21 protein-coding genes and 1 tRNA gene are annotated in these 23,060 nt (G+C 71.7%); 12 read left to right on the plus strand and 10 right to left on the minus strand.

What is annotated here, in order from left to right:
* Positions 1-271: 271 nt before the first annotated feature.
* The 7 genes from purS to purM all read left to right on the plus strand — a co-directional run bounded on the left by purS (position 272) and on the right by purM (position 8,618).
* Positions 272-520 carry a phosphoribosylformylglycinamidine synthase subunit PurS gene (gene purS, locus RND61_RS19910; protein ID WP_023587565.1) on the plus strand — a complete coding sequence of 83 codons (249 nt, stop codon included), beginning with the start codon at positions 272-274 and terminating at the stop codon, positions 518-520.
* Positions 517-1,197 (plus strand): phosphoribosylformylglycinamidine synthase subunit PurQ, encoded by a 681-nt coding sequence (gene purQ / locus RND61_RS19915; protein WP_315879360.1) that lies wholly within the window; start codon positions 517-519, stop codon positions 1,195-1,197. The genes purS and purQ overlap by 4 nt, the downstream gene beginning before the upstream one ends.
* Positions 1,197-3,446 (plus strand): phosphoribosylformylglycinamidine synthase subunit PurL, encoded by a 2,250-nt coding sequence (gene purL / locus RND61_RS19920; RefSeq protein ID WP_315879361.1) that lies wholly within the window; start codon positions 1,197-1,199, stop codon positions 3,444-3,446. Before purQ ends, purL begins: the two co-directional genes overlap by 1 nt.
* 546 nt (positions 3,447-3,992) lie before the next feature.
* Positions 3,993-4,796 (plus strand): maleylpyruvate isomerase family mycothiol-dependent enzyme, encoded by an 804-nt coding sequence (locus tag RND61_RS19925; protein WP_315879362.1) that lies wholly within the window; start codon positions 3,993-3,995, stop codon positions 4,794-4,796.
* Between the two features lie 199 nt (positions 4,797-4,995).
* Positions 4,996-5,814: an META domain-containing protein gene (locus tag RND61_RS19930; RefSeq protein WP_315879363.1), complete on the plus strand. Its 819-nt coding sequence runs from the start codon at positions 4,996-4,998 to the stop codon at positions 5,812-5,814.
* Between the two features lie 153 nt (positions 5,815-5,967).
* On the plus strand, positions 5,968-7,494 hold the full coding sequence (gene purF, locus RND61_RS19935) for an amidophosphoribosyltransferase (protein WP_315879364.1): 1,527 nt from the start codon (positions 5,968-5,970) through the stop codon (positions 7,492-7,494).
* Between the two features lie 44 nt (positions 7,495-7,538).
* Positions 7,539-8,618, plus strand: a complete 1,080-nt coding sequence (gene purM / locus RND61_RS19940; protein WP_315879365.1) for a phosphoribosylformylglycinamidine cyclo-ligase — start codon at positions 7,539-7,541, stop codon at positions 8,616-8,618.
* A gap of 58 nt (positions 8,619-8,676) precedes the next feature.
* On the opposite strand, the gene RND61_RS19945 is transcribed toward purM, so the two are convergent.
* Both RND61_RS19945 and RND61_RS19950 read right to left on the minus strand, forming a co-directional pair.
* Entirely contained in the window at positions 8,677-8,928 is a 252-nt protein-coding gene (locus RND61_RS19945) for a DUF3073 domain-containing protein (protein WP_315879366.1), read from the minus strand.
* 400 nt (positions 8,929-9,328) lie between these two features.
* Positions 9,329-10,411 (minus strand): Leu/Phe/Val dehydrogenase, encoded by a 1,083-nt coding sequence (locus RND61_RS19950; protein ID WP_315879367.1) that lies wholly within the window; start codon positions 10,409-10,411, stop codon positions 9,329-9,331.
* 154 nt (positions 10,412-10,565) lie between these two features.
* On the opposite strand from RND61_RS19950, the gene RND61_RS19955 reads away from it, so the two are divergent.
* Together RND61_RS19955 and bldC are read left to right on the plus strand one after the other, a co-directional pair.
* Positions 10,566-11,417: a hypothetical protein gene (locus tag RND61_RS19955; RefSeq protein WP_315879368.1), complete on the plus strand. Its 852-nt coding sequence runs from the start codon at positions 10,566-10,568 to the stop codon at positions 11,415-11,417.
* Positions 11,418-11,936: 519 nt separating this feature from the next.
* Complete coding sequence (gene bldC / locus RND61_RS19960) at positions 11,937-12,143, plus strand: developmental transcriptional regulator BldC (protein WP_003949541.1); 207 nt, start codon at positions 11,937-11,939, stop codon at positions 12,141-12,143.
* 274 nt (positions 12,144-12,417) lie between these two features.
* On the opposite strand, the gene RND61_RS19965 is transcribed toward bldC, so the two are convergent.
* From RND61_RS19965 to hrpA, 3 genes are all read right to left on the minus strand, one after another.
* Positions 12,418-12,633 (minus strand): DUF6274 family protein, encoded by a 216-nt coding sequence (locus RND61_RS19965; RefSeq protein ID WP_315879369.1) that lies wholly within the window; start codon positions 12,631-12,633, stop codon positions 12,418-12,420.
* Positions 12,634-12,810: 177 nt separating this feature from the next.
* Positions 12,811-12,885: transfer RNA gene (locus tag RND61_RS19970), tRNA-Asp, on the minus strand.
* Between the two features lie 107 nt (positions 12,886-12,992).
* On the minus strand, positions 12,993-16,952 hold the full coding sequence (gene hrpA, locus RND61_RS19975) for an ATP-dependent RNA helicase HrpA (protein ID WP_315879370.1): 3,960 nt from the start codon (positions 16,950-16,952) through the stop codon (positions 12,993-12,995).
* Between the two features lie 338 nt (positions 16,953-17,290).
* On the opposite strand from hrpA, the gene RND61_RS19980 reads away from it, so the two are divergent.
* Both RND61_RS19980 and RND61_RS19985 read left to right on the plus strand, forming a co-directional pair.
* Positions 17,291-18,043, plus strand: coding sequence for a DsbA family protein (locus tag RND61_RS19980; RefSeq protein ID WP_315879371.1), 753 nt, complete (start codon positions 17,291-17,293; stop codon positions 18,041-18,043).
* On the plus strand, positions 18,040-18,864 hold the full coding sequence (locus RND61_RS19985) for a cytochrome c biogenesis CcdA family protein (protein WP_315879372.1): 825 nt from the start codon (positions 18,040-18,042) through the stop codon (positions 18,862-18,864). Before RND61_RS19980 ends, RND61_RS19985 begins: the two co-directional genes overlap by 4 nt.
* A gap of 49 nt (positions 18,865-18,913) precedes the next feature.
* On the opposite strand, the gene RND61_RS19990 is transcribed toward RND61_RS19985, so the two are convergent.
* The 5 genes from RND61_RS19990 to RND61_RS20010 all read right to left on the minus strand — a co-directional run bounded on the left by RND61_RS19990 (position 18,914) and on the right by RND61_RS20010 (position 22,281).
* On the minus strand, positions 18,914-19,078 hold the full coding sequence (locus RND61_RS19990) for a hypothetical protein (RefSeq protein WP_315879373.1): 165 nt from the start codon (positions 19,076-19,078) through the stop codon (positions 18,914-18,916).
* A 311-nt stretch (positions 19,079-19,389) separates the two neighbouring features.
* The gene (locus RND61_RS19995; protein ID WP_315879374.1) at positions 19,390-19,698 is read right to left on the minus strand and encodes a hypothetical protein; all 309 of its coding nucleotides are present in this window, start codon (positions 19,696-19,698) and stop codon (positions 19,390-19,392) included.
* A 17-nt stretch (positions 19,699-19,715) separates the two neighbouring features.
* Positions 19,716-20,576 carry a PRC and DUF2382 domain-containing protein gene (locus tag RND61_RS20000; protein WP_315879375.1) on the minus strand — a complete coding sequence of 287 codons (861 nt, stop codon included), beginning with the start codon at positions 20,574-20,576 and terminating at the stop codon, positions 19,716-19,718.
* A 449-nt stretch (positions 20,577-21,025) separates the two neighbouring features.
* Positions 21,026-21,532 (minus strand): GNAT family N-acetyltransferase, encoded by a 507-nt coding sequence (locus RND61_RS20005; protein ID WP_315879376.1) that lies wholly within the window; start codon positions 21,530-21,532, stop codon positions 21,026-21,028.
* Positions 21,529-22,281, minus strand: coding sequence for a GntR family transcriptional regulator (locus tag RND61_RS20010; protein WP_315879377.1), 753 nt, complete (start codon positions 22,279-22,281; stop codon positions 21,529-21,531). The genes RND61_RS20005 and RND61_RS20010 overlap by 4 nt, the downstream gene beginning before the upstream one ends.
* Before the next feature lie 499 nt (positions 22,282-22,780).
* Between RND61_RS20010 and RND61_RS20015 the strand changes: the two genes are divergently transcribed.
* A complete protein-coding gene (locus tag RND61_RS20015) occupies positions 22,781-23,047 on the plus strand; it encodes a DUF6284 family protein (protein WP_315879378.1) in 267 nt (88 codons plus the stop codon).
* The last annotated feature ends 13 nt before the right edge of the window (positions 23,048-23,060 follow it).

Below are 23,060 nucleotides of genomic sequence, written 5' to 3' on the forward strand. Positions count from 1 at the left end.
ATTGCGCCCGCGTGTCCGTACGCTATCGCCGTACCGAGATTCTTTTCCGGGATTTTTCCGAGTGCTTCTCGACGCCGGGCCTCCGAGGTGCTCCGGTGCGCTTCCCCGCACCCCTTCCGGGGTCTTCGGGCGTCTTCCGGGCCGCCCCTTCGCCTCTCCGGCCCATGATCACTTCATGCGTTTGTGGGATCCTCCGGAAATCTACTCGCGTAGAATTTGTAGGCAGGTACGCTGAGGGAACCGCCCACGCAACACACCACCGGGAGTGCCAGTGGCACGCGTCGTAGTCGACGTCATGCTCAAGCCGGAGATCCTCGACCCGCAGGGACAGGCGGTGCAGCGCGCACTGCCCCGTCTCGGTTTCGAGGGGATCGCGGACGTCCGTCAGGGGAAGCGCTTCGAGCTGGATGTGGAGGGCCCGGTCGACGACGCCGCCCTCGCCCGCATCCACGAGATGGCCGAAACCTTCCTCGCCAACACCGTCATCGAGGACTTCGTCGTCAAGGTGGAGGAGGCGTGACGTCCCGCATCGGAGTCGTCACCTTCCCCGGAACGCTCGACGACCAGGACGCCCTGCGCGCCGCCCGGCTGGCCGGCGCCGAGCCGGTCCCGCTCTGGCACCGCGACAAGGACCTCAAGCAGGTGGACGCGGTCGTCCTCGCGGGCGGCTTCAGCTACGGCGACTACCTGCGGGCCGGGGCGATCTCCCGGTTCTCGCCGGTCATGGAGACGATCATCGAGCAGGCCAGGGCCGGCATGCCCGTCCTCGGCATCTGCAACGGCTTCCAGGTCCTGACCGAGGCGCACCTGCTGCCCGGCGCCATGCTGCGCAACGACCACCTGCACTTCGTCTGCCGCGACCAGAAGCTGCGGGTGGAGAACGCCGACACCGCCTGGACCGCCGACTACGAGCAGGGCCAGGAGATCTCCGTACCGCTGAAGAACATGGACGGCCGGTACGTCGCCGACGCGCGCACGCTCGACGAGCTGGAGGCCGAGGGCCGGGTCGCGTTCCGCTACCTGGACGGGAACCCCAACGGCTCGCTGCGCGACATCGCGGGCGTCACCAACGCCGCGGGCAACGTCGTCGGCCTCATGCCCCACCCGGAGCACGCCGTGGAGCCGCTCGTGGGCACGGGCCGCACGGACGGGCTCGGTTTCTTCACCTCGATCCTCAAGAAGCTGGTCAACGCCTGATGAGCCTCGACACCGTCAAGCACGCCACCGAGACGCCCGACGTCGAGCAGCCGTGGGCCGAGCTCGGCCTCAAGCAGGACGAGTACGAGCGCATCCGCGAGATCCTCGGCCGCCGCCCGACCGGCGCCGAGCTGGCCATGTACTCGGTCATGTGGTCCGAGCACTGCTCGTACAAGAGCAGCAAGGTCCACCTGAAGCAGTTCAGCGAGAAGAAGCCCGACTCGGACGCGATGCTCGTCGGCATCGGCGAGAACGCGGGCGTCGTCGACGTCGGCCAGGGGTACGCGGTCACCTTCAAGGTGGAGTCGCACAACCACCCCTCGTACATCGAGCCCTACCAGGGCGCGGCCACGGGCGTCGGCGGCATCGTCCGCGACATCCTCGCGATGGGCGCCCGCCCGGTCGCCGTCGTCGACCCGCTGCGGTTCGGCGCCGCCGACCACCCCGACACCAAGCGCGTCCTGCCCGGTGTCGTCGCCGGCATCGGCGGCTACGGCAACTGCCTGGGCCTGCCCAACATCGGCGGCGAGGTCGTCTTCGACGCCTGCTACCAGGGCAACCCGCTGGTCAACGCCGGCTGCATCGGCGTGATGAAGCACGAGGACATCCACCTCGCCAAGGCGTCCGGCGCCGGCAACAAGGTCATCCTGTACGGCGCCCGGACCGGCGGCGACGGCATCGGCGGCGTCTCGGTCCTCGCGTCCGAGACGTTCGACGACACGAAGCCGACCAAGCGCCCGGCCGTCCAGGTCGGCGACCCGTTCCAGGAGAAGCTCCTCATCGAGTGCACGCTGGAGGTCTTCCGGGAGAAGCTCGTCGTGGGCATCCAGGACCTCGGCGGCGCCGGCCTGTCCTGCGCCACCTCCGAGCTGGCGTCCGCCGGCTCCGGCGGCATGCGCGTCGAGCTGGACGCGGTCCCGCTGCGCGACGCGACGCTCTCGCCGGAGGAGATCCTCATGAGCGAGTCGCAGGAGCGCATGTGCGCGATCGTCGAGCCCGGCAAGGTCGACCGCTTCCTGGAGATCTGCGAGAAGTGGGACGTCATCGCCACCGTCATCGGTGAGGTGACCGACGGCGAGCGCCTGGAGATCTTCTGGCACGGCGAGCAGATCGTCGACGTGCCGCCGCGGTCCGTCGCCCACGAGGGCCCGACGTACCACCGGCCGTACGAGCGCCCCGAGTGGCAGGACGCCCTCCAGGCCGACGACCCCGCCAAGCTGCCCCGGCCGGCCTCGGCCCAGGAGCTGCGCGAGCAGGTCCTGAAGCTCGTCGCCTCGCCGAACCAGGCGTCCAAGGCGTGGGTGACGGACCAGTACGACCGTTTCGTGCAGGGCAACACGGTCCTCGCCCAGCCCGAGGACGCGGGCATGGTCCGCATCGACGAGGAGACCAACCTCGGCGTCGCCATCGCCACGGACGGCAACGGCCGGTACGCGAAGCTCGACCCGTACGCGGGCGCGCAGCTCGCGCTGGCGGAGTCGTACCGCAACGTGGCCGCGTCCGGCGCCAAGCCGCTGGCGATCTCGAACTGCCTGAACTTCGGCTCGCCCGAGGACCCGGCCGTGATGTGGCAGTTCGCGGAGGCCACGCGCGGCCTCGCGGACGGCTGCCTGGAGCTGGGCACGCCCGTCACCGGCGGCAACGTCTCGCTGTACAACCAGACCGGGGACGTCGCCATCCACCCGACGCCGGTCGTCGCCGTCCTCGGCGTGATCGACGACGTGACGCGGCGCACGCCGATCGCCTTCGCGGAAGAGGGCCAGCTCCTCTACCTGCTGGGCGACACGCGCGAGGAGTTCGGCGGCTCGGCCTGGTCCCAGGTCGTCCATGACCACCTCGGCGGCCTGCCGCCCAAGGTCGACCTGGGCCGGGAGCGGCTGCTCGGCGAGATCCTCATCGCCGCCTCCCGCGACGGCATGGTCGACGCGGCGCACGACCTGTCCGACGGCGGTCTCGTCCAGGCGGTCGTCGAGTCCTGCCTGCGCGGCGGGAACGGCGCGCGGCTGATCGTCCCGGACGGTCTGGACGCGTTCACGTTCCTGTTCAGCGAGTCGGCGGGCCGCGCCGTCGTGGCCGTGCCGCGCAGCGAGGAGCTCCGCTTCACCGACATGTGCGGTGCGCGCGGGCTGCCCGCGACGCGCATCGGCGTCGTGGACGGCGACGCGGTCGACGTGCAGGGCGAGTTCAGCATCCCGCTGGCGGAGCTGCGCGAGGCGTACGAGGCGACGATCCCGGGCCTGCTGGCCTGAGACCTCCGGTGCCCGGACCCACGGACGGAGGGCCGGCCCGCGGTTGACGCCGCGGGCCGGCCCTCCGTGCCGTCGCGACGGCCTCACAGGACCGGCACACGGGCAAGGCGTCCTCGGGGGAATCGGGTGTCGGACCAGCGGCCGTCACCGTCTTCTTCGTCTTTCTCCGTGTTCCCGGCGTCTCCGGTGTCTCCGGCGTCTCCGGCGTCTCCGGCGTCTTCGGTGTCTCCGGCGTCTTCGTTCCCGTCTTCCCGCGAGGCCGCGCCGCGGGACGCGGGGGCCGCGCCGCTGCGGCCGTCCGACCCGGCGCGGATCGGCCCGTACGACCCGCTCGGCGTGCTCGGCAGCGGTGGGACGGGCCGCGTGCACCCGGCCCTGTCCGCCGGCGGCGGTCCCGGTGCGGGAACGGCGGCTTCGGCACGGCCACCGAGGACGCCGTCCTCGCCCTCCAGTGCGCCAAGGGCCCGGGGGCCGACGGCGCCGTGGGCCCGAAGGCGTGGGCGGCGCCGCGCTCCCGACCCGACGGGCCGGCGGTAGCCTCGGGGCATGCCACAGCCGAGGAAGCGCGCCCGCAGGTACGACTCCGCGAAGACCCGCGCGGCGGTGACCGCGCAGTTCGCGCACGTGCGGGAGGGCGTCGAGCGGCTGACGCCGGAGCAGTTGGCGCTGCCGACGCGGCTGGGGGAGTGGACGGTACGGGAACTGGCCGCGCACCTCGCGCTGGTGCTCCGGTCCGTCGTGCGGGGCGTGGCCGCGCCGGAGCCCGCCGTACGGGACGTGGGGCTGCTCGACTGGCCCGCGGCGACGCGGGGGTTCGCGGGCGCGGTGGACGAGGACACCCGTGAACTGGCCGAATGGGCCGACGGGGCGGGCGGGCTGGCGGAGCTGTACGCGCGTACGGCGGACGAGCTGGCCGGGGCGCTGGCGGCGGCGCCGGACGAGCGGCTGATCGTGACGCGGTTCGGCGGGATGCCGCTGGGCGACTTCCTGGTGACGCGGACGGTGGAGCTGACCGCGCACACCGACGACCTGAACGCGGCGACGGGGTTGGCCGTGCCGCACGACCGGCAGGCCCTCGCGACCTGCACGCGCGTGCTGGCGGACGCGCTGGCGCTGAAGGCGCCGGGCGGGTCGGTGGAGTTGCGGGTGCCGCCGTACGCGGTGGTGCAGTGCGTGGAGGGTCCCCGGCACACGCGCGGGACGCCGCCGAACGTCGTCGAGACCGACCCGCTGACGTGGACCCGCCTGGCGACGGGGCGGACGGCCTGGCGGGACGCGTTGTCGGAAGCCCGCCTCCAGGCCAGCGGCGAGCGCGCCGACCTGGCGCCGTGGCTCCCCGTCCTGGGCTGACCCCGCACGGGGCGCGCCTGCACGCCCACGGCTCGGAGACCGTGTGGCTCCCCGCCCTGGACCGATCCCGCGCCCCGCGCCCCGCACCCCCCGCCCCGTACTCCCACCCCGGCTCCCCGCCCCCGTACCCCTGGGCCCCGTCCCCCGTACCGGTGGCGCGGGGAGGGAACCGGACCGGCGCACGGTCCGTCAGAGCGGCATGCGGATCACCACGTGCCTGCTTCCCGTCCTCGCCGCGACCGCCGCGCTCGCCGGCTGCTCCGGCGGTTCCGGCGGCTCCGATCCCGGCCAGGGCGCCGGGGACCGCCCCGACATCCCCCTCGCGGGGACCTACTGGACCATCGACGGCCTCACCCTCGACGGCGCCGAGAAGGCCGCCCCCAGCCCCACGATGTACGTCGAGTTCACGCCGGACGCCAAGGTGCGCGGAAACCCCGACTGCAACGGCTTCGGCGCCGACCTCACCATCGACGGCGACACCATCACCGCGAAACAGCTCCCCTCGACCCTCAAGGGCTGCGGTGACGCCGTCAACGCCTTCGCGAGCGACTTCCGCGAGGTGTTCGCCGGCAGGCTCACCGCCCGCCTCCACGACGGCGGCGACCGCCTCACCCTCACCGCCCCCGACGGGAACGCCATCGCCCTGTCCGAACGGCTCGACGCGCCCCTGGAGGGCACCGAGTGGAACGTCGACACGCTCCTCGAAGGGCGGACCGCCACCTCCCTGCCCGCCGGAGCCACCGGTAAGCCGCACCTCACGATCGGCATCGACCGCACCGTCCGCGGCAACCTCGGCTGCAACACCTTCACCGCCGTCGTGAAGGCGGACGGCGACAAGCTGACGTTCGGCCGCATCGCCCTCACCCGCCGCATGTGCGCCGCGCCCCAGAACGAGCTGGAGCAGAAGCTGTACGGGACGCTGAGCAGCGGTCCGGTGACGTACCGGATCCAACAGCGCACACTGACGGTCACCGCGCAGGACGGTTCCGGGTTCGGCGCCCGCGTCACGGCCGGGTAGGGGTGCGAGGTCCGTCACACCGGACGTGGCGCGAAAGGGTCCCCGCGGGCGGGGAAAGGGCGTCTGGGCAGGGGGCCCTTCCCGGCGGGGGCCCCTGCGGGCGGGCCCGTCCCCAATTCGGACCAGTGGTCGATCTCGCCTACACTCGGTGGCGTGCCACGTGGTGACGGTCGACTCAATCACGATCTGCTTCCCGGCGAGAAGGGCCCCCAGGACGCTTGTGGCGTCTTCGGTGTCTGGGCGCCGGGTGAAGAGGTCGCAAAGCTCACGTACTTCGGGCTCTACGCCCTCCAACACCGGGGTCAGGAATCCGCGGGAATAGCGGTCAGCAACGGCTCCCAGATCCTCGTCTTCAAGGACATGGGCCTCGTCTCCCAGGTCTTCGACGAGACCTCCCTCAGCTCCCTCCAGGGTCACATCGCGGTCGGTCACGCCCGCTACTCGACCACCGGCGCGTCCGTCTGGGAGAACGCCCAGCCGACGTTCCGGGCCACGGCCAACGGCTCCATCGCCCTCGGCCACAACGGCAACCTCGTCAACACGGCGCAGCTCGCCGAGATGGTCGCCGACCTCCCCAAGAAGGACGGCCGGGCCACCCAGGTCGCCGCCACCAACGACACCGACCTCGTCACGGCGCTCCTCGCCGGCCAGACCGACGAGGACGGCAAGCCGCTGACCGTCGAGCAGGCCGCCGCCAAGGTGCTGCCGGAGGTCCGGGGTGCCTTCTCCCTCGTCTTCATGGACGAGAACACGCTATACGCCGCCCGCGACCCGCAGGGCATCCGCCCGCTGGTCCTCGGCCGGCTGGAGCGCGGCTGGGTCGCCGCCTCGGAGACCGCCGCCCTCGACATCGTCGGCGCCAGCTTCGTCCGCGAGATCGAGCCGGGCGAGCTCATCGCCATCGACGAGAACGGCCTGCGAACGTCTCGATTCGCGGAAGCGAAGCCCAAGGGCTGTGTCTTCGAGTACGTCTACCTGGCCCGTCCCGACACGGACATCGCCGGCCGGAACGTCTACCTCTCCCGCGTGGAGATGGGTCGGAAGCTCGCCGCGGAAGCCCCCGCCGACGCCGACCTCGTCATAGCGACGCCCGAGTCCGGCACCCCCGCCGCCATCGGCTACGCGGAGGCGAGCGGCATCCCGTTCGGCGCGGGCCTGGTCAAGAACGCGTACGTCGGGCGGACCTTCATCCAGCCGTCCCAGACCATCCGCCAGCTCGGCATCCGCCTCAAGCTGAACCCCCTCAAGGAAGTCATCAAGGGCAAGCGCCTGGTCGTCGTCGACGACTCGATCGTCCGGGGCAACACGCAGCGCGCGCTCGTCCGGATGCTCCGCGAGGCCGGCGCCGCCGAGGTCCACATCCGGATCTCCTCGCCGCCCGTGAAGTGGCCGTGCTTCTTCGGCATCGACTTCGCCACCCGCGCCGAGCTGATCGCCAACGGCATGTCGGTCGACGAGATCGGCAAGTCCCTCGGCGCCGATTCGCTGGCGTACATCTCCCTCGACGGCATGGTCGAGGCGACCGCGATCGCCAAGCCGAACCTCTGCCGCGCCTGCTTCGACGGCGAGTACCCCATGGAGCTCCCCGACCCCGAGCTGCTCGGCAAGCAGCTCCTGGAGACGGAACTGGCCGCGGGCCCCGCCGCCACGGCCGCCACCGACGCGCTCCGCCGCCCGTAGGCACCCCCGAAACCCTCGCTGTACGACACGAAAGTTCCGTAGCCATGTCTCAGGCCACCAGTGCCACAGGCGGCGCCAGCTACGCCGCCGCGGGCGTCGACATCGAGGCGGGCGACCGCGCCGTCGAGCTGATGAAGGAGTGGGTGAAGAAGACCCAGCGCCCCGAGGTCCTCGGCGGCCTCGGCGGTTTCGCCGGACTCTTCGACGCCTCCGCCCTCAAGCGCTACGAGCGTCCGCTCCTCGCCTCCGCCACCGACGGCGTCGGCACGAAGGTCGACGTCGCCCGCCGCATGGGCGTGTACGACACGATCGGACACGACCTGGTCGCCATGGTCATGGACGACATCGTGGTGTGCGGCGCCGAGCCGCTGTTCATGACCGACTACATCTGCGTCGGCAAGGTCCACCCCGAGCGGGTCGCCGGCATCGTCAAGGGCATCGCCGAGGGCTGCGTCCTCGCCGGCTGCGCCCTCGTCGGCGGCGAGACCGCCGAGCACCCCGGCCTCCTCGGCCCGGACGACTTCGACGTCGCCGGCGCCGGCACGGGCGTCGTGGAGGCGGACCGCCTGCTGGGCGCCGATCGCATCCGCACGGGTGACGCGGTCGTCGCGATGGCGTCGTCGGGCCTTCACTCCAACGGGTACTCACTCGTTCGCCACGTGCTGTTCGACCGGGCCGGCATGGAGCTGGAGCAGCAGGTCGACGAGCTCGGCCGGACCCTCGGCGAGGAACTGCTGGAGCCCACCAAGATCTACTCGCTGGACTGCCTGGCGCTCACCCGGACCACCGACGTGCACGCCTTCAGCCACATCACCGGCGGCGGCCTCGCCGCCAACCTGGCGCGGGTCGTCCCGGACCACCTGCACGCCACGGTCGACCGGTCGACGTGGACGCCCGGCGCGATCTTCGACCTGGTCGGCAGGGCCGGCCGGGTGGAGCGGCTGGAGCTGGAGAAGACCCTGAACATGGGGGTCGGCATGATGGCCGTCGTCCCCGCCGATTCGGTGGACGTCGCGCTGGCGACGCTCGCGGACCGGGGCGTCGACGCCTGGGTCGCGGGCGAGATCACCGAGCGCGGGGATCACCCGACCGGCGCCGCCCTCACGGGTGACTACGCGAGCTGAACAGCACAGAACCCGGTCCGGGGCGGGGCCCCGGACCGGGTTGGAAGAAGTGCGGGCGTCAAGCGCCGCGGCGACGGGATGACGAACCGGACTCCTCGTCCTCGTCATCGTCGTCGTTGTACAGCTCCGCGTAGCGGGCGTACGGGTCGTCTTCCTCGTCGTCGTCCTCGAACGGCTCTCCGTTCGGAGGCTGACTCGAAGTCGATGCGCCCAGCTCGCTGGCCAGCCGTGCGAGGTCTGTCCCACCGCTGTTGTACTTCAGCTGGCGGGCGACCTTCGTCTGCTTGGCCTTGGCCCGGCCGCGCCCCATGGCTCGACCCCCTCGGTGACGGGGCTCGACGGCCCCAGAGTCTTGACACGCGTTCATGATGTGGGACGGACTCTCCGTGGAGAGACCGGCCCGTGGGCTTCAACGGTACCTGCTTCCGCGGCCATGCGGTACGCCGCCCGCATGACGCGCCTCGGAGCCGGACCCGCGAGGCGCCCCGTCCTCGCTGGTCAGCTGCGATTTTAACCTCTTCTCAAGGTCGACCCGCCGACCGGCGTGAGCCATCTCTCTCTGACAGCGAACGCACCTCTGTACGAACACACCAATGCGGAGCGTGCCCGGAAGGTGCCTGTGGGCACGGGCGGCGCCGTCCGCCGGGTGCCCTGTCAAGGGCGCCCCCCGGCGAACGTACGCTCCGTGACCGGAAACGCTCCGTGCGGCGTCAGCCGCGGCGGGCGTCGGCCATCCGCTGCTCGGCGATCCGGTCGGCCGCCGCGGCCGGCGGAATACCGTCCTCCTTCGCACGTGCGAAGATCGCCAGCGTCGTGTCGAAGATCTTCGTCGCCTTCGCCTTGCACCGGTCGAAGTCGAAGCCGTGGAGCTCGTCGGCGACCTGGATCACGCCGCCCGCGTTGACGACGTAGTCGGGCGCGTAGAGGATCCCGCGCTCCGCGAGGTCCTTCTCGACGCCCGGGTGGGCGAGTTGGTTGTTGGCCGCGCCGCACACGACCTTCGCCGTCAGGACGGGCACGGTGTCGTCGTCGAGGGCGCCGCCGAGCGCACACGGCGCGTAGACGTCCAGGCCCTCGGTGCGGATCAGGGCGTCCGTGTCGGCGGCCACCCGGACCTGCGGGAACCTGTCGGTGACGCGGCGCACCGACTCCTCCCGCACGTCCGTGACGACGACCTCGGCGCCGTCCCCCACCAGGTGCTCGACCAGGTGGTGGCCGACCTTGCCGACACCCGCGACGCCGACCGTCCGGCCGCGCAGCGTCGGGTCGCCCCACAGGTGCTGGGCGGAGGCGCGCATGCCCTGGAAGACGCCGAACGCGGTGAGGACCGACGAGTCGCCGGCGCCGCCGTGCTCGGGGGAGCGGCCGGTGGTCCAGCGGCACTCGCGGGCGACGACGTCCATGTCCGCCACGTACGTGCCGACGTCGCAGGCCGTGACGTACCGGCCGCCGAGGGAGGCCACCATCCGGCCGTAGGCCAGCAGCAGTTCCTCGGTCTTGACGAGCTCCGGGTCACCGATGATCACGGCCTTGCCGCCGCCGTGCTCCAGGCCGGCCAGGGCGTTCTTGTACGACATCCCCCGCGACAGGTTCAGCGCGTCCAGGACGGCTTCTTCCTCGGAGGCGTACGGGTAGAAGCGGGTGCCGCCGAGGGCCGGGCCCAGGGCGGTCGAGTGGATGGCGATGACGGCCTTGAGGCCGGAGGCGCGGTCCTGGCACAGCACGACTTGCTCGTGGCCCCCCTGCTCCGAGCGGAACAGGGTGTGCAGGACGCCGTCGGTCACATCGGTCACGGTGGTGACTCCCAAGTACGAAGCGGCGATGTCGGGCCCTCCTAGGGGTGGGGAGGGACCTGTTCGGCAAGAGGGTAAGTCCTACCTGGCCGTAGGGCCGACGCCGTGCGCAGGATCACCCCCTCGGGGGGTGGGCGCGTGGAAGGATTCCCGCATGCCGGCTGTCTCCTCGGTCCTCGTCCCGTACGCCTCCTACCTGCGGGTGTACGAGCCCCTGGCCGCCTTCCCGGAGCCCGAGCGCGGGCACTGGGCCCGCTACGCGGAGCGGGCCCTGCGCGGCGGGGCGCCCACGGCGCAGGACGAGTTGCGGCGCGCCCTCGCCGACCTGGTGCCGACGCCGCCGGTGCCGGTGCCGGTGCACGAGAGCGGCGACGCGTTCGTGGCGGAGGCGGGCGGCGCGGTGTGCGTCTGCCCGTGGCGCACGCGGCTGCGCGCCTGGCTGGCCCTGGAGGAGCTGCCGGAGCTGCTGCCGGGGCCCGTGCTGGACGCGGCGCTGCCGCCGGTGGTGCGGGGGCAGGCGGAGGCGGACCACGAGCGGTGGCGGGAGCGGCACCCGGACGCGCGGCCGTGGATCAGGAGCGCGGTGTGGCAGGTGCCCGTGCGGTGGTTCGTGCTCTTCGCGGACGAGGAGCGCGAGTACGTGCCGGGCGGGGCCGGGGAGGCGCCGCTGCTGCGGTACCGGACGCCGATGGTGGAGGCGCGGCGGCGGGTGGCGCGGACGCTGCGGACGCTGCGTGAGTCGATCGGCGAGGGGCCGCTGACCGAGGGCCTGGTCGACGTGGGGCGGTGGCTGGAGGAGTTCCACCCGCGTTCGCTGGTGGAACTGGACTACGGGGGCCTGGTGCACGCCCTGCCGGCGGAACTGCTCGCCGGGGACCGGTCCGTGGCGGACATCGCCGCGGGCATCGCCGCGCTCCGGGACGGCGACGGCGCGGGCGCGGAGGTGGCCTACGGGCGGCTCGCGGAGCGGTGGCGCGCGGTACGGGACCGGCAGTTCGCCAACTGAACGGAAAATTCCCCAGTTGGGCCTGTTGCGCCGGAGGCTGTTGCACATGAGTCTTGTGTGACGTCAGAGGTTGAAGGGCTTGAGTCCCGAACCGGGCCTTTGCCTCAAGGGTGATGGATCGCACTAACCGCGGCTCTTGCGCTCATTGCCCAACCTCATGCCAAAATAGGACAAGGAGTCCGGGGAGGGCTCCTTCCGTCCAGCTATGGGTGGAAGGCTCAGCATTGCACGCTATGGGGGGTCTGGTGGCTCCTGATCGCTCTGTGACTGATCGTCACTGTGACGTGACTGTCCGCTATGGCATGGTCCATCGGCTTCCGCCGCTGATGGACACCTGAGAGGGCAATTCCATCGGTTTGGCCGAAGGTGGCTGGACAGATGGTGTAGTTGTAGTGCCGAGGACAAGCCGTTCGTCCTATAACCGACTCGGCCCGCGTCCGCCATTTCGGGCAACGCGGGTCAAGGTGCAGAATTTAGAGGAAAGAACCGAGATCGTCGGTTCTCCCGAGGAGGCCGCTCATGACCGCTCGCACCCCTGATGCTGAGCCGCTGCTGACCCCCGCTGAGGTTGCCACGATGTTCCGCGTGGACCCGAAGACGGTGACCCGCTGGGCGAAGGCCGGCAAGCTCACGTCCATCCGCACGCTGGGTGGGCACCGCCGGTACCGCGAGGCAGAGGTCCGCGCGTTGCTCGCGGGGATCCCGCAGCAGCGCAGCGAGGCCTGAACACCCCTGTGAACCGGGCTTTTCCGGGCCCCCCAACCCGGTACGCCCACCCCATGCTCCACTGACGGCCGCCCGCCCCAACGGGCTGACGTCATCGATCGCGCTGGACTCCGCCGGGTCCGGCGCGGTCTTTTTTTGTGTGCCGGCACGGGCTCGCAAGTCGGTGCAATTGCACGTATTAAATGGGGCGGGTGTAGGAGTGGCATAAGCGAAGCGGTTTTCCGAAAGAGTTCCGTGACTCGCATCACACCGGGATGGCGGTTCCGACGGCCCGTCAGGAGCGGTCGGCGTCCTCGGGAACGACCCGGTCGGGCCGGTCTCTGTGTCTGGTCGGCGGGGGCGCCTGCGGGGGCTGCTCGCCGAGGGCGGCGTACTGGGCGAGGCGGTGGCAGACGGCGCAGCGCCGGGTGAGGTGGCGGTAGGCGGAGGCGGCCGCCAGATGGGCGCGCAGGAGCGCGCGGGTCTCGTGCCTGGCCGTGGCTGCCGTCATGCGCGTCACCTCCGGGGAGGGGCGACGGTGCCCCCGTTGTTTGGGTACTCGCACCGGCCGCCCGCGTCAACCCGTCGTCGGACGCCACCCGGCCCCGGCCGGGAACCGTGACCCGTACGAGACGCACGAACACGGCTGAGGCCCGCACCGAAGGGTGCGGGCCTCAGCCGACTGACGCGGTCCTGACGGGATTTGAACCCGCGGCCTCCACCTTGACAGGGTGGCGAGCACTCCAAACTGCTCCACAGGACCAGGTTTCGCAGCCGTTCGCTCCTTGGCTGCGAGAGAGACTCTACAGCAGGTCAGACCGTGCGGTCGAACTCACTCCTGGCGACCGCCCCGTCACCCCGCAGCGGGCCTCACGGCACGGCCGCGTCGATCGCCTTCACGATCCGCTTGTCCGACACCGGGTATGCCGTCCCCAGCGCGTGCGCGAAGTAGCTGACCCGCAGCTCCTCGATCATCCACCGGATGTCCAGGACCTCCTGCGGCACCGGCCGCCCCTTCGGGAACTGCTCCAGCAGCCACGCGTACTCGTCCTGCATCTCGTGGACCTTCTCCATGCGCGTCGTGTCCCGCTGCACCGACGTCGGCATCTGCTGGAGGCGGCGGTCCACCGCCACCAGGTACCGCATCAGGTCCGGCAGGCGGCGCAGGCCCGTCGCGGTGACGAAGCCGGGCGGCACCAGCGCCGCCAGCTGCTCCCGGACGTCCTGGACGTTGTTCACCAGCGCCAGGCTGTTCGTGGCCTTCAGGCGCCGCTCGCAGGACTGCCAGGCGGTCAGGATCTGCTGGACCTGGTCCACGGTCCGCACGGTCAGCTCCACCAGGTCGGCGCGGACGTCGTCGTACAGCTTCCGGTACGACTCCTCGTCCCACGCCGGCCCGCCGTGGTCGGCGATCAGCCGGTCGGCCGCCGCCGTCGCGCAGTCCTCGAACAGGGCCTGCACGGAGCCGTGCGGATTGCGGGACAGGGCGAGCTTCTGCTGGTTCGTCAGCCGGTCGGAGGCGAACTTCGCCGGGTTCACCGGGATGTTCAGCATGATCAGCTTGCGGGTGCCCCGCCACATCGCCCGCGCCTGCTCGGCCTCGGTGTCGAAGAGGCGCACGGCGACCGTCCCGCCCTGGTCGACGAGGGCCGGGTACGCCTTCACGGGCTGGCCGGACCGGCGGGTCTCGAAGACGCGCGTGAGGGTGCCGATCGTCCAGTCCGTCAGGCCCGAGCGCTCCAGCGACTGGCCCGTGCCCGAGGGGCCCGCCGTGGCCGCCGCCGCGGCCTTCGACAGGGCCTGGCGGGCCTTCGGGCGCAGCGACAGCTTCAGCGCCTCCAGGTCCTTGTCCTCGGCCAGCTTCCGGCGCCGCTCGTCCACGATCCGGAACGTGATCTTCAGGTGGTCGGGGACCTTGGTCCAGTCGAAGTCGTCCGGGCTCACCGGGACGCCCACCATGCGCTGGAGCTCCCGGGCCAGGACGGCCGTCAGGGGTTCCGCGCTCGGCGCCGCCTTTTCCAGGAACCGCTTCGCGAAGTTCGGCGCCGGTACGTAGTTGCGGCGGACCGGCTTGGGGAGGGAGCGGATCAGCTCCGTCACGACCTCCTCCCGCAGGCCCGGGATCTGCCAGTCGAAGCCCTCGTCGGTGACCTGGTTCAGCACCTGGAGCGGGATGTGGACGGTGACGCCGTCCGCGTCCGCGCCCGGCTCGAACTGGTACGTCACGCGGAACTTGAGCGGGCCCTGCCGCCACGAGTCGGGGTAGTCGGCCTTGGTGACCGCGCCCGCCTTCTCGTTGATGAGCATCTCCCGCTCGAAGTCGAGCAGTTCCGGCTCGTCCCGGCGCTTGTGCTTCCACCACGAGTCGAAGTGCGCCCCCGACACGACGTGCGCCGGGATCCGCTGGTCGTAGAAGTCGAACAGCGTCTCGTCGTCGACGAGGATGTCGCGGCGCCGCGCCCGGTGCTCCAGCTCCTCGACCTCGGTGAGCAGCTTGCGGTTGTCCGCGAAGAACTTGTGGTGCGTGCGCCAGTCGCCCTCCACCAGGGCGTGGCGGATGAACAGCTCGCGCGACGCCTCGGGGTCGATCCGCCCGTAGTTGACCTTGCGCTGGGCGATGATCGGCACGCCGTACAGCGTCACCTTCTCGTACGCCATGACGGCCGCCTGGTCCTTCTCCCAGTGCGGCTCGGAGTACGTGCGCTTCAGCAGGTGCCCGGCGAGCGGCTCGATCCACTCGGGCTCGATCTTCGCGTTGACCCGCGCCCACAGACGGGACGTCTCGACCAGTTCGGCCGACATCACGAACCGCGGCGGCTTCTTGAACAGCGCCGAGCCGGGGAAGATCGCGAACTTGGCGTTCCGCGCGCCCAGGTACTCGTTCCTCGCCGTGTTCCTCCCGCTCTCCCCTCCGGCGTCCTTCACGTCCTTCACGCCGATGTGGGAGAGCAGGCCCGCGAGGAGCGAGACGTGGACGCGCTGCTCGTCCGCGTCCTCCTCGTTGAGGTGCATCCCCATCTGCTTGGCGACCGTGCGAAGTTGGCTGTAGATGTCCTGCCACTCGCGGATGCGCAGGTAGTTGAGGTACTCCGACTTGCACATCCGGCGGAACGCCGACGACGACAGCGCCTTCTGCTGCTCGCGGACGTACCGCCAGAGGTTGAGGTAGGCCAGGAAGTCGGACGTCTCGTCCTTGAACCGGGCGTGCTGCTGGTCGGCCTGGGCCTGCTTCTCGGCGGGCCGCTCGCGCGGGTCCTGGATGGACAGGGCCGCCGCGATGACCATGACCTCGCGGACGCAGCCGTTCTTGTCGGCCTCCAGCACCATGCGCGCCAGGCGCGGGTCGACGGGGAGCTGGGCGAGCTTCCGGCCGAGCGGGGTGAGGCGCTTCTTCGGGTCCTTCTGCGCCGGGTCGAGCGCGCCCAGCTCCTGGAGGAGCTGCACGCCGTCGCGGATGTTGCGGTGGTCCGGCGGGTCGATGAAGGGGAACTTCTCGATGTCGCCGAGGCCGGCCGCGGTCATCTGGAGGATGACGGACGCCAGGTTCGTCCGGAGGATCTCCGCGTCCGTGAACTCCGGGCGGGCCAGGAAGTCGTCCTCGGAGTACAGGCGGATGCAGATGCCGTCGCTGGTGCGGCCGCAGCGGCCCTTGCGCTGGTTGGCGCTGGCCTGGCTGACGGGCTCGATCGGCAGCCGCTGCACCTTCGTGCGGTGGCTGTACCGGGAGATCCGCGCCGTACCGGGGTCGATGACGTACTTGATGCCGGGGACCGTCAGGGACGTCTCCGCCACGTTGGTGGCGAGGACGACGCGGCGGCCGGCGTGCTGCTGGAACACGCGGTGTTGCTCGGCGTGGGACAGGCGCGCGTACAGCGGCAGGACCTCGGTGTTGCGCAGCTTCTTCTTCAGCAGCGCGTCGGCCGTGTCGCGGATCTCCCGCTCGCCGGAGAGGAAGACCAGGATGTCGCCGGGGCCCTCCGCCTGGAGCTCGTCGACGGCGTCGCAGATCGCGGTGACCTGGTCGCGGTCGGGCTCCTCGGAGTCCTCCTCCAGGAGCGGGCGGTAGCGCACCTCCACCGGGTACGTACGGCCGCTGACCTCGACGATCGGCGCGTCCCCGAAGTGCCGGGAGAACCGCTCCGGGTCGATGGTCGCGGAGGTGATCACGACCTTGAGGTCGGGGCGCTTCGGCAGGAGCTGGGCCAGGTAGCCGAGCAGGAAGTCGATGTTGAGGCTGCGTTCGTGGGCCTCGTCGATGATGATCGTGTCGTAGGCGAGCAGCTCGCGGTCCGTCTGGATCTCCGCGAGGAGGATGCCGTCCGTCATCAGCTTCACGAACGTGTCGGAGCCGACCTGGTCGGTGAACCGCACCTTCCAGCCGACCGCCCCGCCGAGCGGCGTCCGCAGCTCCTCCGCGACGCGCTCCGCGACCGTGCGGGCCGCGATCCGCCGGGGCTGCGTGTGGCCGATCATGCCGCGCACGCCCCGACCGAGCTCCAGGCAGATCTTGGGGATCTGCGTCGTCTTCCCGGAGCCCGTCTCACCGGCGACGATCACGACCTGGTGGTCGCGTATCGCCTCCAGGATCTCGTCCTTCTTCTGGCTGACGGGCAACTGCTCGGGATACGAGACCTCGGGCACGCGGGCCGCCCGCTCGGCGGTGCGGGCAGCCGCCTTCGCCGCCTCGGCGGCGATCTCGTCCAGTACGGCCTGCCTGGCCTCGGGCTTACGGATGCGGCGGGCGCCTTCGAGACGGCGGCCGAGCCGATGGGCGTCGCGCAGCGGGACCTCGGTCAGCAGGGTCTGGAGGTCGGCGAAGGAAGTAGACATACCGTGTCCCAGGATCTCACCCGCGGCTCAGGAGTGGCGAACCCATTTCCCCGTACCATTTCGGGCGGGCCGAACACCAGGCCCCCGACCAGGAAGGCGCCCGCCCGATGCCCCGTACCGATGCCCGGCGGCACGGCGGGGCGGCGCGGGCCGCGCGGGCCGCGCGGGCGCCGGGCACGGGGTGCGGGGGCCGGCCGCGACCGGCCCGGAGCGGGCCCCGCCCGCGCCCGTACCGCCGCCCCGACGGACCCGCCGGTCCCGCGCGCGCGGCGGGGGCGGGCCTCCCGCCGCACCATCCGCCGCCCCTCCCCCCACCGCGGCACCGCAGGAGCGCACCCATGCCCAGGAAGCCACCGTCCATGAAGCCGTACGCCCTCGGGGCGGGGGTCGCGGCCGCCGCCGGGCTGCTCGCGTTCGCCTCGTACACGGCCACCAAGCCCGCCGACCGGGAGGCGACCGGCTCCTCCGCCGCCGCGCCGGCCTTCGCCGCCGGGTCCGCGCCCGCGTCCGCCGCCACGGAGGAGGGCGCCCGCTCCGAGCCGGGGGAACCGGCGCGCCGCGACGCGCGGGACGCCCTCGCGGTGGGCCGCGCCGACGCCCCGGTCGTGCTGATCCAGTACGCCGACTTCGCGTGCGGCTACTGCGGGAAGTTCGCCCGCGACACCGAGCCCGCGCTGGTGGAGAAGTACGTCGAGAAGGGCGTCCTGCGCATCGAGTGGCGGAACTTCCCGATCTTCGGCGAGGAGTCGGAGGGCGCAGCCCGGGCCGCGTGGGCGGCCGGGCAGCAGGGCCGGTTCCGGGAGTTCCACCGGGCGGCGTACGCGGAGGACGCGAAGGAGAAGGGCTTCGGCAAGGACCGGCTGGCGGCCCTCGCGCGCGAGGCCGGTGTGCCGGACCTCGCCCGGTTCACCCGCGACCTGGACAGCGCGGCGGCCCGGCGGGCGGTCGAGCGGGACCAGGAGGAGGGGTACGGGCTGGGCGTGGCGTCCACGCCGTCGTTCCTGGTCAACGGGGCGCCCATCGCGGGCGCGCAGCCGCTGGAGACGTTCACGGCCGCGATCGACGTGGCGGCGGCGGAGGCCGGCCGGTGACGGACGTCGGGTACCTGGCCGCGTTCCTGGGCGGCCTGCTGGCGCTGGTCAGCCCGTGCAGCGCGCTGCTGCTGCCGGCGTTCTTCGCGTACTCGATCGACTCGACGGCCCGGCTGCTCGCCCGGACCGGGGTCTTCTACGCCGGCCTGGCGACGACGCTGGTGCCGCTGGGTGCGGCCGGGTCGCTGGCCGGGCGGTTCTTCCACGGCAACCGGGACCTGCTCGTCACCACCGGCGGCTGGCTGATCGTCGCGCTGGGCGTGGCGCAGGCGCTGGGGCTGGGCTTCGCGCCGCGCCGCGCCGTGGCGGCGAGCGGCCGGATCCGCCCGGTGACGGCGGTGTCCGTGTACGCGCTGGGCCTCGTGTACGGGCTGGCGGGGTTCTGCGCGGGGCCGATCCTGGGCAGTGTCCTGACGGTGGCGGCGCTGGGCGGCAGCCCCGTGTACGGCGGGCTGCTGCTGGCGGTGTACGCGCTGGGCATGGCGGTGCCGCTGTTCGCGCTGGCGCTGCTGTGGGAGCGGTACGACCTGGGGCGGCGCCCCTGGCTGCGCGGCCGGGCGGTGCGGCTGGGCCGGCTGGGGCTGCACACGACGTCACTGCTGTCGGGTGCCTTCTTCGTGCTGCTGGGCACCCTGTTCCTGGCCTTCGACGGCACGACGGCCCTGTCGGGCCCGCTGTCGGTGGACGCCGCCTTCGAGGCGGAGCGGTGGGCCGCGCGGGTGGGCGGCGCGGTGCCGGACCGGATGCTGCTGCTGATCGTGGTCGCGGTCGTCGCGGTGGTCCTGGGCGTGCGCGGCTGGCGACACCGCGGGCGGGCGTGACGTCTCGGGCCGTGACCTCTCGGGCCGTGACCTCTCGGGCCGTGACGTCTCAGGCGCCGCCGCCGAGGACGTCGCCGACGATCTCCGTGACGCGGTGCTTCACCTTGTGCCAGCGACCGCAGTACCGCCGCGGGAACCACCGGCGTTCCTGCGGCAGCGGCCTGCCGCACCACGCGCAGGGCACGGTCTGCCCCCGACTCGCGAAATCCCCCATGGCGGGGACTCTAGCGCCCCCGTCCCCGCCCCCGCCCCGAAGGGCGGCCCGCTCCGGTGGGCGGTCTGACTGGGCGGGTGTCCCGTCCGGTGGGCGGCCTGACTCGATGGGCGGACCGTCCCGGTGGACGGTCTGGCTCGGTGGCCGGGCGGCCTGGCTGGACGCCCCGGCCCGGTGGCTGCCCCGGCCCGGTGGGCGGCCCGTCCCGCAGGCCGTCCCGTCTCCGGGGCGGCCACGGGGCACGGCCCGACCGGACAGCGGTCGGGCCGTGCCCCGGAAGGGCCGCCGCGGAGGGGCGGGAGCCCGCCGCCTCAGATCCGGTCCGTGGGGTGGGCGCCGCCTCCCGTCCCCGGGCTGGAGCGGGGGCCCCCGGCGGTGTGGCCCTTGGAGCGGCGGGGGAGCAGGCCGAGCAGGCCCAGCAGCCCGGCGAGGCCCCACAGGCCCCAGCCGCCGCCACCGCCGTCGTCCTTGTCGCGGTCGTCCACGGCCGGCACCCGGTCCGGGACGGCCTGTACGACGGATGCCCGTTCCGCCACCGGTACCTGCGCCGCCGCGGTGGCCGCGGCGGGTCCTGCGAGCAGCGTGGCGGCCAGAAGGGCGCCGACAGTCGTGCGTCGCATGGCTCCTCCTTCGCCGGTCAGCGGTTCGGCCCGTGCTTGGGGCCCCGGCCGCGCTCGTTTCCGCGGCCGCGCTCGGACCGGTCGTCGTCGTACTCGATCTTCTCCTTGCGCACCTGCCCGCCGACGTCCCGCTCCTCGGTGACCTTCTCGGTCTCCAGGCGGACGCGCTCGACGGGGACGGACTTCTTGCTCACCGTCGGGCGCTCGGCGTGCAGGGTCACCTCCTGCTCGGACTCCTGGATGGGGGCCTCGCGCTCACCGGGCCGGATCGGCTCGCGCACCACGCGGACCTCCTCGTGGGTCACCGGCACGCGGGTGGTCACCTCCTCCGTGACCACGTACTTGCGCAGGCGGGCGCGCCCCGCCTCGTACTCCTCCGTGCCGACCTGGAGCTGCTCCTCGGAGCGGGTCAGCCCCTCGTCGCCGGAGCGCATCGCGGCGGCCGGCTGCCGGCCCTCGTGGGCGCGGCGGCCGGTCATGCCCTCCGAGGTCATGCCGCCGGCTCCGGCCATGCCCCCGGCGGCGCCCGTGGTGCCCGCGGTACCGGTCCTGCCGCCCGGGGTGAGCCGGTAGTGCCGGTAGAGCCGCTGTTCCTCGGAGGTGTCGAGGTGTTCGTCGGCGTCGAGCCGAGGGGCGTCCTTGACCATGTCCTTGGTGTACGGCACGTGGAGCTGGTCGCCCTGCCGGCGGGCGCCGGCCAGGGGGACGAAGGTCTCCTTGGTGCCGAACAGGCCGGTCTTGACGGTGACCCACTCCGGGGTGCCGAGCCGGTCGTCGACGTAGATCTGGCCGATCGTGCCGATCTTCTCGCCGTTCGAGTCGTAGGCCGTCGCGCCCTGGAGTCCTTCGACGGGGAACACCTTGTCGTTCTGGGCCATGCTGGATCCTTCCTGGCTGCGGACCCGGCCTCCGGAAGACAGCGAGTGCGATGGACCGGGCCCTGGGTCCATTGCCGGTGACCCCGAAACGCCCTGCAACTCGGGTTACGCCGAGGAACCTCCGCCACGTGCGCGGCCGGGGCCCGCTTCCCGGCCGGCCGGCGTTTCCCCGCCCCGGGGCCGAACGGGTGACCCCGGGTGCGGGGGCACGGGGGCCGAGGGCCGCCGCGGACGTACCGGTCGGCGTGAACGACGAAAGGCCCCGTCCGAAGACGGGGCCTTTCGGCTGGTGGCTGGGGCCGGGGTCGAACCGGCGACCTTCCGCTTTTCAGGCTGGAGCGGACCACCTGCTTTGCAGGTCAGGTCGTACGCGAGAGTCCTTCGGTGCACGCCCTTGTCTGCTGCTGTTGGCGTACGGGTTGGCGTACGCCAACGGTCGATCGTTCACGTCATTCCACACTGGTTGAGCGCTGGAAAAGTGCCCCTGACCTGCGGTGTGGCAGATCAACTATGCGCAGCAAGTCGAAGCCTGCTCGCCGGTAGTACCGGTGCAGTCCCGGGTTGTCCTTCCAGGCGTCCAGTCGGAGCCACGCTTTCCCCTTGCTTCTCGCTCGCTCTGCCGCCCACTCCAGGAGGACTTCGCCGACCCCCGCTCCAGAGGCCTTCCGGGCCACCGCCATACGGTGCACGTACAGCGCCGTGTCGGGTTGGTCCGCTGGCGTCCAGAACTCCGGGTCGGCGAAGTCGTCCACCTGGACGGTGCCCACGGGCTCGCCATCCTGGAAGGCCAGGAAGCAGACACCGCGCCGCAGTGCGCGCGTGATCCGGTCACGGTGCGGCGGGTACTGCCATTGGTCGATGCCCCGGGACGCCAACCAACGCGACGCTTCAGTGAGCAGAGCTTCCACCGTGTCCAGCTCGTCGGGCCGGGCAGCTCTCACCTGAATGGCGCTCATGCGTCCTCGCCGGCAACTTCGCGGATGCGTTCGTAGGAGATGACGTGACGATCGCCGGGAAGCACAGTGATGGCGACACGCACCGGTTTCCCCTCGGCTGTGTGCCCTGTAACCACGTGGTACGCGACCGGTGTGCCCGGACTCAGGTCTAGACGGTGGGTCTCCGCTGGCGTTGGCATGCGGACGTACAGCTCATCCAAGGCCCGCTCTTGCCGATAGCCCAGTTCCGCGAGCACCTGGTTGGCTCCGCGCGTGATGTCTTCCGGGCGCATGATCTCGGAGTCCCGCACGATGCTGAGCGGGAAGTAACTGTCATTGATGTTGAACGGCTCACCGTCCAGGTAGCGGATGCGCTTGCGCACGGCGACAAGCTCCCCCGACTCCAGGTGAAGCCGCTTGGCCACCTCTGGAGGTGGTTCCACGATCGCCACTTCGATGTCTTGGCGGGGCTCCCGCCCCTCTGCCGAGAACTCGGTCATGAACGCGTCCATCTCAGGCGAGTACGGGCGCTTGCGGAACTCTGCCTGCGGCCGGAAGACCATGGGCTGACGCTTGCGAACAAAGTGCCCCTGTGGCCGCGCGGAGATCACGAGTCCCTCGTTGACGAGCAGCCCAACAGCTTTACGCACTGTCTCGCGCGATACGTCGTACTCCTCTCGCAGCTCAGCCTCCGTGGGGAGCTTGTCGCCTGGGGCCAACGCCCCCTCGGCGATCCGGTCGCGGAGAGCGTCCGCGATCTGCTGATACATGGGGTTTCGACCCAGTCGCGTCACTGCCATGCCTCCCATGGAAGCCCCTAGTCGTCTGCATTGTCCAGTCAATGCGGCCAATGCCCTTGCGGACGGGCTGATGGTCTGCCAGCATCGACGTTGTAGCCATTGTATGGACAATGGCTACAAACCCCGGGCACCGCTGTGCCCGGTGACGGTTCGGGATCACCCGTCAGAAGGCGGCTTCGGCCGCGCGCTTTCGGGCCCTGAGCTGGTCGTTCCTTGAGAACTGAACAGTGGACGAGGATTCACCGCCTGTCCTCAGTGCAGAAGGCGGTCGGCGCGGCTTAGGTCCGCGCGCTCAACCTCCGGAGCAGTTGCTGCGGCCGGTTGCCTCCTTCGCCCGTCCGGGCCCCTTCACGGGGTGCCGTACGGGCGGGGTCGAGGGGAGCCGGATGGTTCCAACGGCGAGAGGCCCCGGTGCTCGAACACCGGGACCTCGTTGTGGGCCGTTCCTGTTGGAAGGGAGCACGACCCAATGAAGTCCATCGTTGCACTTCAGGCGGCTGTTACGGCCGTGCCGTTCGACGGTGAGCCGTCGGACGCGGAGCTGGAGGCGATCGGGCAGGAACTCCCGCTGATCTTGGCGGAGGTCGACCTGCTTGACGCGCACATCATGACCCTGGACCGCTCCGTGACGGAGCTGGACGCCCAGCGCATCCGACGGGCCCGCCGTCGGGTGCTGGCCGCTCGTCGGGACCTGACCAACCGCGCCGGTACGGCGCTGGCGGGCGGTGTCGCGTGAGCGCCAGGGACAG

It is taken from the genome of Streptomyces tamarix (assembly GCF_032423885.1).
Classification (GTDB): domain Bacteria; phylum Actinomycetota; class Actinomycetes; order Streptomycetales; family Streptomycetaceae; genus Streptomyces; species Streptomyces tamarix.

Coding starts and splice junctions, on each gene's coding strand:
- purL (WP_315879361.1), top strand. CDS start 1,197: ATGAGCCTCGACACCGTCAAGCACGCCACCGAGACGCCCGACGTCGAG.
- RND61_RS19925 (WP_315879362.1), top strand. CDS start 3,993: ATGCCACAGCCGAGGAAGCGCGCCCGCAGGTACGACTCCGCGAAGACC.
- RND61_RS19930 (WP_315879363.1), top strand. CDS start 4,996: ATGCGGATCACCACGTGCCTGCTTCCCGTCCTCGCCGCGACCGCCGCG.
- purM (WP_315879365.1), top strand. CDS start 7,539: ATGTCTCAGGCCACCAGTGCCACAGGCGGCGCCAGCTACGCCGCCGCG.
- RND61_RS19945 (WP_315879366.1), bottom strand. CDS start 8,928: ATGGGGCGCGGCCGGGCCAAGGCCAAGCAGACGAAGGTCGCCCGCCAG.
- RND61_RS19955 (WP_315879368.1), top strand. CDS start 10,566: ATGCCGGCTGTCTCCTCGGTCCTCGTCCCGTACGCCTCCTACCTGCGG.
- bldC (WP_003949541.1), top strand. CDS start 11,937: ATGACCGCTCGCACCCCTGATGCTGAGCCGCTGCTGACCCCCGCTGAG.
- RND61_RS19965 (WP_315879369.1), bottom strand. CDS start 12,633: ATGACGGCAGCCACGGCCAGGCACGAGACCCGCGCGCTCCTGCGCGCC.
- hrpA (WP_315879370.1), bottom strand. CDS start 16,952: ATGTCTACTTCCTTCGCCGACCTCCAGACCCTGCTGACCGAGGTCCCG.
- RND61_RS19980 (WP_315879371.1), top strand. CDS start 17,291: ATGCCCAGGAAGCCACCGTCCATGAAGCCGTACGCCCTCGGGGCGGGG.
- RND61_RS19990 (WP_315879373.1), bottom strand. CDS start 19,078: ATGGGGGATTTCGCGAGTCGGGGGCAGACCGTGCCCTGCGCGTGGTGC.
- RND61_RS19995 (WP_315879374.1), bottom strand. CDS start 19,698: ATGCGACGCACGACTGTCGGCGCCCTTCTGGCCGCCACGCTGCTCGCA.
- RND61_RS20000 (WP_315879375.1), bottom strand. CDS start 20,576: ATGGCCCAGAACGACAAGGTGTTCCCCGTCGAAGGACTCCAGGGCGCG.
- RND61_RS20005 (WP_315879376.1), bottom strand. CDS start 21,532: ATGAGCGCCATTCAGGTGAGAGCTGCCCGGCCCGACGAGCTGGACACG.
- RND61_RS20010 (WP_315879377.1), bottom strand. CDS start 22,281: ATGTATCAGCAGATCGCGGACGCTCTCCGCGACCGGATCGCCGAGGGG.
- RND61_RS20015 (WP_315879378.1), top strand. CDS start 22,781: ATGAAGTCCATCGTTGCACTTCAGGCGGCTGTTACGGCCGTGCCGTTC.